General features: G+C 70.8%; 4 protein-coding genes and 2 pseudogenes. 1 reads left to right on the top strand and 5 read right to left on the bottom strand.

Going from position 1 to position 9,289, the window contains the following annotated elements; genetic code table 11:
- Positions 1 to 395: 395 nt before the first annotated feature.
- The 5 genes and pseudogenes from HW577_RS26910 to HW577_RS14650 form a co-directional block, all read right to left on the bottom strand.
- Positions 396 to 4,886: a beta strand repeat-containing protein gene (locus tag HW577_RS26910; protein ID WP_332837715.1), complete on the bottom strand. Its 4,491-nt coding sequence runs from the start codon at positions 4,884 to 4,886 to the stop codon at positions 396 to 398.
- A 173-nt stretch (positions 4,887 to 5,059) separates the two neighbouring features.
- Positions 5,060 to 5,263, bottom strand: a pseudogene (locus tag HW577_RS27150) (hypothetical protein); the annotation flags it as partial.
- A gap of 328 nt (positions 5,264 to 5,591) precedes the next feature.
- Positions 5,592 to 6,050, bottom strand: a complete 459-nt coding sequence (locus HW577_RS14660) for a helix-turn-helix domain-containing protein (RefSeq protein ID WP_198376901.1) — start codon at positions 6,048 to 6,050, stop codon at positions 5,592 to 5,594.
- A 181-nt stretch (positions 6,051 to 6,231) separates the two neighbouring features.
- Complete coding sequence (gene lnt, locus HW577_RS14655; protein ID WP_198376900.1) at positions 6,232 to 7,755, bottom strand: apolipoprotein N-acyltransferase; 1,524 nt, start codon at positions 7,753 to 7,755, stop codon at positions 6,232 to 6,234.
- Between the two features lie 109 nt (positions 7,756 to 7,864).
- Complete coding sequence (locus tag HW577_RS14650) at positions 7,865 to 8,764, bottom strand: hemolysin family protein (RefSeq protein ID WP_198376899.1); 900 nt, start codon at positions 8,762 to 8,764, stop codon at positions 7,865 to 7,867.
- 397 nt (positions 8,765 to 9,161) lie between these two features.
- Here HW577_RS14650 and HW577_RS14645 point away from each other — a divergent pair.
- Positions 9,162 to 9,289 (top strand): annotated as a pseudogene (locus HW577_RS14645) (KpsF/GutQ family sugar-phosphate isomerase); the annotation flags it as partial.

The following is a 9,289-nucleotide window of genomic DNA, read 5'->3' as shown; positions in this document are numbered from 1 at the left end:
CGCGCTGCGCGCGCGGGATGGCGCGACGCCGGACCGCGCGGCGGTCGAGGCGCTGGCGGCGGGCTGATCGTCGCCGCGCGCGGGGCGTCGTCCCCTGCGCGGCGTGCGCGATGGAGCAGCTTGCCCAGGGCGATATCCGATCAGCCGGGAACCGCTGGTCGGATGCCCTGCTCCGGGAACAGTCGATTCCACGGCGCACCATACGATCACGCTGATCCCGCGTGATCGGATCGTGCGCCGGAACGAGCCATGGGCGTGGAGATGCGCGCGGACCGAGGCCGGAGGGTTTCCGGTCATCCGCAAGTCGCGCCAGCCGCCCGCCGTGCTTCGCCGGTCATGCCCGCCGGCCGAAGGCGGTGCCCTCGGCCGGCATGCGAAGGCCGATGCCCCGCCGGCTACCGGATGAACCAGGCGTCGACCGGTGCGGTCGCGCTGTCGACGAGGATGCGGAAATCGGCGCCGCCGCCATCCACGTCGCCCTCCACCGCATAGATCGTCCCGCCGAGTGAGGCGGCGCGCAGCTGCCCCGCGCCCGTGAGCGCCGCCGCGCCGACATAGGTGAAGGCCTGGTTGCCCGGGATGGCGCTGTCCGCGTCGATCAGGCTGAGGTCGATCCGGTCCTGGCCGAAGGTGAAGTCGGTGATCCGGTCGGGCGCGGCGAGCGTCGACTCCGTCGCCAGCACGAAGCGGAAATGGTCGTTGCCGGCCCCGCCGAACAGGGTATCCGCCCCCGCGCCGCCGATCAGCGTGTCGTTGCCGCCATTGCCGGCGAGGTCGTCGTCGCCGATGAGGCCGCTGAGGATGTTGGCGTTGCCATTGCCCTCGATGACGTTGTCGAGCGTGTTGCCCGTGCCGTTCAGCAGCGTGGCGCCCTCCAGCACCAGGTTCTCGAGGTTCAGCCCCAGCACATGGGCGACGCCGTCCCGCACGCTGACGAGGTCGATGCCCTGGCCCGCCGCCTCGACCACGACATCGCCGAGGGTGACGACATATTCGTCGTCGCCGATCCCGCCGAGCATCCGGTCGATGCCGTCGCTGCCATAGAGCGTGTCGTTGCCCCCGCCGCCGACCAGCGTGTCGGCCCCCGCATTGCCGAGCAGCAGGTTGTCGAGCGCATTGCCGGTGAAGCTGCGCGCGGTCGCGTCCGTCGCGACCACCGCCTCGACGTTCAGCGGCAGCACGAAGGTGGCGCGCAGGGTGCGCACCGTGTCGAAGCCCTGGCCCAGCGACTCGACGATCACGTCCGCCGTCGCGTCGATGACGTAGACATCGTCGCCGAGGCCGCCGAGCAGCCGGTCGATGCCCGCCCCGCCATCGAGCGTGTCGTTGCCCGCGGCGCCGTTCAGCGTATCGGCGCCGATATTGCCCACCAGCAGGTTGTCGAGCGTGTTGCCGGTGAAGCTGTGCGCGATGGCGCTGGTCGCGACGATGGCCTCGACGTTCAGCGGCAGGACGAAGGCGGCGCGCAGCGTGCGCACCGTGTCGAAGCCCTGGCCCAGCGCCTCGACGATCAGGTCCGCTGTCGCGTCGATGACGTAGGTGTCGTCGCCGAGGCCGCCGAGCAGCCGGTCGGTGCCCAGCCCGCCATCGAGCGTATCGTTGCCGGCGCGGCCTTCCAGCGTGTCGTTGCCTTCCTCGCCCTTGAGCGCGTTGGCGAGCGTGCTGCCGCGGAGGATGTCGTCCGCCGTGCCGCCGATCGCGTGCTCGAAGCCGAGGATGGTGTCCGCCCCGCCGCCGAAATCCGTGGCGCGGCCGGTCAGCAGGTCGATGGTCACGCCCTGTACCGGCAGGCGGTTGCCGTCGGCATCCCCGTCATACTGGATGCCGCCGGGGGAGAAGTTGAGGCTGTAGGAGACCGTGTCCTCGCCCCCCAACGCATGGACCGAATCCGCCCCCGCGCCAGGGTTGATCAGGTTGGCGACGGCGCTGCCGAGGATGGTGTCCGCGCCGAAGGACGAACTGACGCCCTCGATGCCGAGGATCGTGTCGATGTCCCCGCCCGAATCCAGCGCGCGGCCGATGGCGAGGTTGACCGAGACGCCGGCGGTCGCGTTCGCCCCGTAGCCGATGATGTCGAGCCCGCCGCCGGCATTGATGCTGTCCGCGCCGGTGCTGGGCGTGAACCACTCCGACTGCGCGGTGCCGATCAGCGTGTCGGCGTGGTCGCCGAACATCGACAGGCCGCGGATGTTGATCAGCGTGTCGATGCCGCCGCGTCCGTCATTCGCCGTGCCAGCGGCGAGGCTGATGGACAGCCCCGTCGTCTGGTCGGAATAGTCGGCGCGGACGAACTCGCCGGCGATGCCGATGAGCGTGTCGTTGCCCGCCCCGCCGCGCAGCTGGATGACGGATCGGCCGCCCTGAGCGACGCCGGTCAGATGGTCGGCGAAGTTGCTGCCGATGACGTTCTCGATGGACACCAGCCGGTCGGTGCCGCCCTGGCCGTCGCTCGCGGTGCCGGTGGCGAGGTTCACCGTCGCGCCGGCCGTGGCGTTGCTGTACTCGGCCCAGTCGCCGCCGAGCCCGCCATCGAGCGTGTCGTTGCCGGCCTGGCCGCGGAAGCGGTTGCCCTCCGCGCCCCCGAGCATGGAATCGTTGAACGCCGTGCCCGTGACGCGCTCGATGGAGGAGAGCGTGTCCGTCCCCCCCCAGCCATCCTGCGCGATGCCGGTGACGAGGTTCACCGTGACGGCGGCGGTGGGGGAGGGGACATTGCCCGAGGCGAAGCCGTAGATGACGCGGTCCTGGCCCAGGCCGCCCGCGACGCTGTCATTGCCGTTGAAGGGCTGGAAGGCCTCGTCGGCGGCGGTGCCGCGGATGGTGTCGTTGCCGGTGCTGGCGCGCACCTCCTCGAAGCCGATGATCGTGTCCGTGCCGCCTTCGCCGTCCTGGGCGCGCTGGAGCAGGAGGTCGACGCTGACCGCCGCCGTCGATTGCGCATAGTCGACGACGTCGCCGGTGCCGCCGCCCCCGTTCAGCAGGTCGTTGCCGGCGCGGCCGCGGAAGCGCTCGTTGGCGCCGCTGCCGAGCATCGTGTCGCCCAGCGTCGAGCCCCGCACCGCGCCGATGCTCAGGAGCAGGTCGGTGCCGCCATAGCCGTCGGTCGCGAAGCCGGTCGCGAGGTTGACCGAGACGCCGCTGGTCACACCCGGCGTGAGATAGTCGGCGAAGGCGCCGAAGCTGCGGTTCAGGGGGCCGATGATGGTGTCGTTGCCGCCGAAGCCGCGCGCCTGGAAGCCCGAGACGTCGTCGATGGACTGGATGGTGATGCTGTCGCCGTTGATGCTGCCGTTGATCGCCTCGAAGTCGCGCAGCGTGTCCACGCCCATGGCCGAGGTGACGGTCGCGCTGTGGCCGCTTGTGCCGTTGAACTGCACGATCGCGCTGATGGCGGCGTGCCCGCCGGCGTAGAACACCGTGTCGAAGCCGGTGCCGCCGATGATCAGGTCGCTGCCCGCGGCGCCGTTGAGGTTGTCGTTGCCGTCGCCGCCGTCGATCGTCTCGCCCGCGCTGGTGCCGGTGACGATGTCCCCGCTGCGGCTGCCGATGACGTATTCGAAGCCGATCACGCTGTCGAAGCCCGACAGCCCGTCGAAGCCCGTCCCCAGTGCCAGGTCGAGCGAGACGCCATTGCCGCCGGTGCCGTAGTCGAGCGTGTCGATCCCGCCGGCGCCGACCATGGTGTCGTTGCCGGCATTGCCGCGCATGCGTTCGTTGGCGCCGGAGCCGAGGATGGTGTCGCTCGCCGTGCTGCCGCGGATCTCCTCGATCGAGACGAGCGTATCCGTACCGCCCATCTGGTGCGCCGCGCGGCCGGTCGCGAGGTTCACCGTGACGTTGCCGTTGTTGCCCGTGTAGTCGGCGAGGTCGAAGCCGAGGCCGCCATCGATCGAGTTCGACCCGCCCATGCCGCGGAAGCGGTCATTCGTCGTCCCGCCGATCAGCGTATCGCTCGCCAGGCCGCCGCGGACGGCGGTGAAGTTCGAGAAGCTGTCGACGCCGCCGCCAGCGCCCGCAAAGGGCGTGAAGAGCCCGTCGCTCGCGCGTCCCGTGGCGAGGTTGACCGACACGCCCTGCGTCGCCGTGTCGTAGAAATAGTCGAGCATGAGGCCGCGGTTCAGCGCCGACGGCCCCACCATGCTGTCGTTGCCGGCATTGCCGCGCACGTAGAACAGGAAGTCGTCGGTGTTGACGTTGTCGACGACGATGGTGTCGTCGCCGATCGTCGCGTTGATCTGCTCGATCCCGATGGCGAGGTCCGATCCCGCCGCGCCGCCGGAGACGGTCAGCAGGTTCTCGCGCGAGACCGTGCCCACATTGACCGTGACCGAGAGCGGCCCCGAGAGGTCGGTGTAGTCGAGCACGTCGAAGTTCGCGCCGCCGCTGACGAAGTCGTCGCCCGTGCCGGGGTTGAAGACGTCGTCGCCCGCGCCGCCATCGAGCCGGTCATTGCCGGTGAAGCCGAAGAGCCGGTCGTTGCCGGCCTCGCCGAGGATCGTGTCGTCGCCGCCCCCGCCGTCGATCGTGTCGTTGCCGTCGCCGCCGAGGATCGAGTCCGCCGCCCCGCTCGGCAGGCCGCCGATCACGCCGGGGGAGGCGCCCCCTGGCCCGATATTGTCGAACCCGCCCGTCCCCAGGATCGTGGCCATTGTCGTTCCTCCCGTATTGACGAAGGTGCCGGGGAGAACATCCTCCGGCGCAAGCGTGAGCGCCCCGCCGCCCGGCGGCAGGACGAGAAGCGCGAAATCGGTCGCATCCAGCACGCCGTCCCGGTCCAGGTCGGCGACGACCCAGCCGCCGCCCGCGCTGCGCGTGACCCGGAAGACCGGTGTCTCGGTGGTGCTGGCGCCGCCGGGCAGGGGCGTGTCGAGCAGGAGGGTGGACACCCGGGCCCGAACGAGATCGTCCCGCGCCAGGCGAGCGCGCGCGCCCCCGTCGCGTCGAGCCCGTCGAGCAGCGAGATCACGTCGCCCTCGGGGCGGGAGAAATCCACGATCATGTCGGGCTGCGCGACGATGCTGCCGGGCCCGTCATGGGCCGGGGTGAAGGTGTCCGCGCCCGCGCCGCCGACCAGCGTGTCGTTGCCGCCCGCCCCGTCCAGCACGTCGCGGCCGGCCCCGCCATCGAGCAGGTCGGCGCCCGGATCGGTCGGCTGCGGGTCGCCCGCGATGATGTCGTCGCCCGGTGTCGCGACCGGACCCCCGCCGCTGTTGAGCGCGGGGGTGACCGTGTCGTTCCCGGCGGTCCCGGTGATGAAGGGCATTCTCGTTGCGTAAAAGGAACGAAAGCTTCCACCACGGCCGCCGGGTGGACGCCACTCCCTTTCGGTGTCGTTACGATATTTTAACCAATGGCGCCGCTCCGATGAGCGTTAACCAATTGGAAAGGAACGGGCCCCCGGCGCCCGACATCGTTCATCGCGCAAGGCGCGATCCGGCCCCCCCTTGATGCGGAGGGATCGGACGGTCGCGTCGCTGTCCCGACGCGCCCGGCACGGCGAACGGGCGGGCGAACGCAAGAAGGCGCCGCACGGCGCGGGCATGGCCCATCGCCGCGCGGCGCCCGCGCAGGTCACCTCGGGATTGGGGGCGTTACTCCGTCGGCGACAGCGTCTTGATGAGGTCGAACACCCGCTTGCGCACCGACGGGTCGGTGATGCGGTAGTAGGCGCGGACGAGCTCGAGGGTCTCGCGGCGGTGCAGCGTGTCGTCCTCGAAGCCTTCCTGGCCCTCGGCGAAGCCGAAGGCGGAGCCGCGGGAGCGGGTCGCACCGGCGGCGCCGCCCATCTCGGGCGGCATGTCGTCGAAGAAGAAGCCGATCGGCACGTCGAGCACGCGGGCCAAGTCGAAGAGACGGCTGGCGCCGATGCGGTTCACGCCACGCTCGTACTTCTGGATCTGCTGGAAGGTGAGACCGAGCGCCTCGCCCAGCTTTTCCTGGCTCATGCCGAGGAGCGTGCGGCGCAGGCGGACCCGGGTGCCGACATGCACATCAATGGGGCTGGCGCGGTGCTCGCGATCCACGCGCTCCATCGTCTCGTCACTCGACATCCGAACCTCCGCCGATTTCAACACCGCCGCCTCCCGCCGCGCTTGCGGCGATCGTAGTAACCCCTCGCCCCTGTCGCACAATTAGAGCGGCATTCACTTTTCGTCAACTCTTTTTCTCAATCTCGCATTTTTAGACAAGCACGACTGGTTGAGTTTGGTTAACGTTCCACACCGGGATGTATCACCGCCGGCTCAGCCACCACCCAAAAGCGAAAAGCATCAAGGAGAGACTCGCAGCCAATATCAGGCCGACTTGGGAAAAAAGAGTCGATTCGCGCGCCGCGGGCAAGGGCGCCATCAAAACCCCCGTTTCTCCAAGCCCCGTGCGCGCAACTTCACGCCCGCGCGAGTCAAACACCGCCGAAACGCCCGTTTGCGCCGCACGCGCCAGTGGCAGCCCTTCCTCCACCGCACGCAACCGCGCCGCCGCCAGATGCTGCCACGGACCCGCCGAGATCCCGAACCAGGCATCGTTGGTCACGTTCACCAGCCAGGCGGGCCGCTCCGTCGGTACAACCATAGCGGGAAAAATCACCTCATAGCAGATCAGGGCGCCGAAGGGGGGAACCCAGCCCGCCGCCACCGCCTGCCGGCCCGACCCGGCGGTGAAGTCCATCCCCCCCTGCACCAGCCGGATCGGCAGAAGTCCCGACAGCGGCATGTACTCACCAAAGGGCACCAGGTGGACCTTGTCAGCGATCCCGCGCACATCGCCCGCCGGGTCGATCGCCACCAGGCTGTTGAACACCCGCCGCGCGCGGCGATCCTCCCCGAATTCCGCCCGCACCGTCCCGGCCAGCAGCATCGCCCGCCGGGGCAGGGCGCCGGCGACCAGCTGGCGCACCTCAGGATCGTCGGCGAGCAGGAAGGGCACCGCTGACTCGGGCCAGATGATCACGAGGCCGTGATCCTCCGGCAGTTCCCGCAGCGCGGCCAGCGCCGCCTCCCGCGTGCCTTCGATGTAGCGGCGCAGGATCGGGATGCGCTGTTCCTCCCGCCACTTCAGTTCCTGCGCCACGTTGCCCTGCACGATCAGGATCCCGACCGGCTGGGGCGGCGCTTCGGCCGGCCACAGCCGCACGAGGCCGAACACCGCGAAGGCCGAGAGCGCCACCGCCCCGCCGGCCATCGCCCGGCGCCCGAGCAACGGCGTCGCCGCGATCAGCGCGGTGGCCAGCGACAGCCCGTGCACGCCCACGACCGACGCCGCCTGGATCGGCAGCGCGCCGAAGGCCCAGACCGTGCCGAGCAGGTTCCACGGGAAGCCCGTGAAGGCCCAGCCCCGCAGCAACTCGAACAGCACCCAGGCGCCGGCAAAGACCAGCACGCGCGGCCAGCCTTCCCGCGCCTTCCAGGCGAGCACCGCCGGCCCCGCCACGAACAGCGCGAGTGGCAGGGCCAGCGCCGGCACCGCGATCGGCACCAGCCACCAGAAGCGCTCCACCTCGGTCAGGATCGCGTGCGTCACCCAATACAGGCCGGCCGCGAAATGTCCCCAGCCCCAGGCGAAGCCGATCCAGAAGGCGCGCCGGGCGGTCTCCGCCGCGCCCACCAGGACGAGAAGCCCCGGGATGGCGACAAGCAGCACCGGCACCGCATGCACCGGCGGCAGGGCGAGTGCCGCCAGCGCGCCAAGCCCCGCCGCCGTCACCCACAGACGCCATCCGCGCCGCGAGGCGAGATGCCGGAGCAGCCTGTCCCACATGCGCAGCGGTCCCTGTCGTGCCGGGGGGTGGTGGAAGGTCGGGCGGGGCGGGGATGCATGCCCGGAACGGCGCCGGCGCTCAACCGCGCGCCGCCCGCCGCGCCTGGCGCTATTCGGCGGCCGCCTTCTGCGGCTGCGCCCCCGGCCGCTTCACGCGCAGCCGGCGGATTTTCCGCGGATCCGCCTCCAGGATGCGGAATTCCAGGCCCGAGGGATGGGAGACGAGCTCCCCCTTCGCCGGCACCCGTCCGGCCAGGGTGAAGACCAGCCCGCCCACCGTGTCGATGTCGGCCGCCCGCTCCTCATCCGTCAGCACCCGGCCGAGCTTCGCCTCGAAGGCCTCGACCGTCGCGCGCGCGTCGAGCTCGATCGTGCCGTCCGGCCGCTCGGTGATCTGCGGCGTCGCGTCCTCGTCGTGCTCGTCGCTGATGTCGCCGACGATGGTCTCGACCAGGTCCTCGATGGTGATCAGCCCGTCGATGCCGCCGTATTCGTCCACCACCAGCGCCATGTGCACGCGCGACTGGCGCATCTGCAGCAGCAGGTCGAGCACCGGGATCGAGGGCACGACGAACAGCGGCTTGCGCAGGATGGACTTGATGTCGAATGGCCCGGTCCGCCCCACCGCGGCGAAGACGTCCTTGATGTGGACCATGCCCGCGATGTCGTCGAGGCTCTCGCGATAGACCGGGTAGCGGCTGTGCCCGTCGCGCTGGATCAGGCCGATCGCCTGCTCGAGCGTAAAGGTCTCCGGCATCGCCATGATGTCGGCGCGCGGAACCATCACGTCGTAGGCGGTCGTGCCCTGCAGGCGCAGCACGTTCGACAGCAGGGCGCGTTCATGCGCGCCGAGGTCGCTGGTCGAGGGCAATTCCCCCGCGCCGCCGGGCGTGTCCTCCCCGCGCTCGATCAGTTCCTCGACGCGGTCGCGGACGGATTCCGCCTCCTTGCGGCGCAGCATGGCCTGGAGCTTCCAGAACAGGCCGGGGCGCGATGATGCTTCGCTCATGTGTTCATGCCCTCAGACGGCGGGCGGCGGCCGTCCGGCCGCCTCGCCTTTCGCGCCATGCGCTGGCGCGCCGGGCGGGGCTGATGGTCTGGGTGCGGTCGCGCATTCGCGCTCGCGGATCGAGGCGGGCGGGGTGTTCGTATGCCCTCAGGCGCCAGGCGCGGCCTCCGGCCGCTTGGCTTTCGCGCCATGCGCGGGCGCGCCGGGCGGGGCTGGCGGTCTGAGCGCGGTCGCGCTTCGCGCTCGCGGATCGAGGCATGGCCTCGATCCGAAGGGGTGGGGGCGGCTCGCGAGGCGGGGCCTCGATCCGAAGGAAGGGCGGTGGCTCGGGGCATCACGTGGCCCCCCGCCAGGGGTTGGGCAGGCCGAGCCGGCGCATCACGCGCGCCTCGGCGCGCTCCATCCGGCCGAGGCCTCCCACGGCGACCTCGGCATGATCGTGGCCGGGGACGCGGTGCTGGCCCTGTCCAATTCGGGGGAGACGCCGGAACTCGCCGACCTGGTCGGCCACGCCAAGCGCTTCGG

Origin of the sequence: Neoroseomonas rubea (assembly GCF_016106015.1) — a bacterium.
GTDB classification, from domain to species: Bacteria; Pseudomonadota; Alphaproteobacteria; order Acetobacterales; family Acetobacteraceae; genus Neoroseomonas; species Neoroseomonas rubea.
The sequence above is the reverse complement of the archived record's forward strand: the minus strand, read 5'-3'. Positions and strand labels throughout refer to the sequence as shown.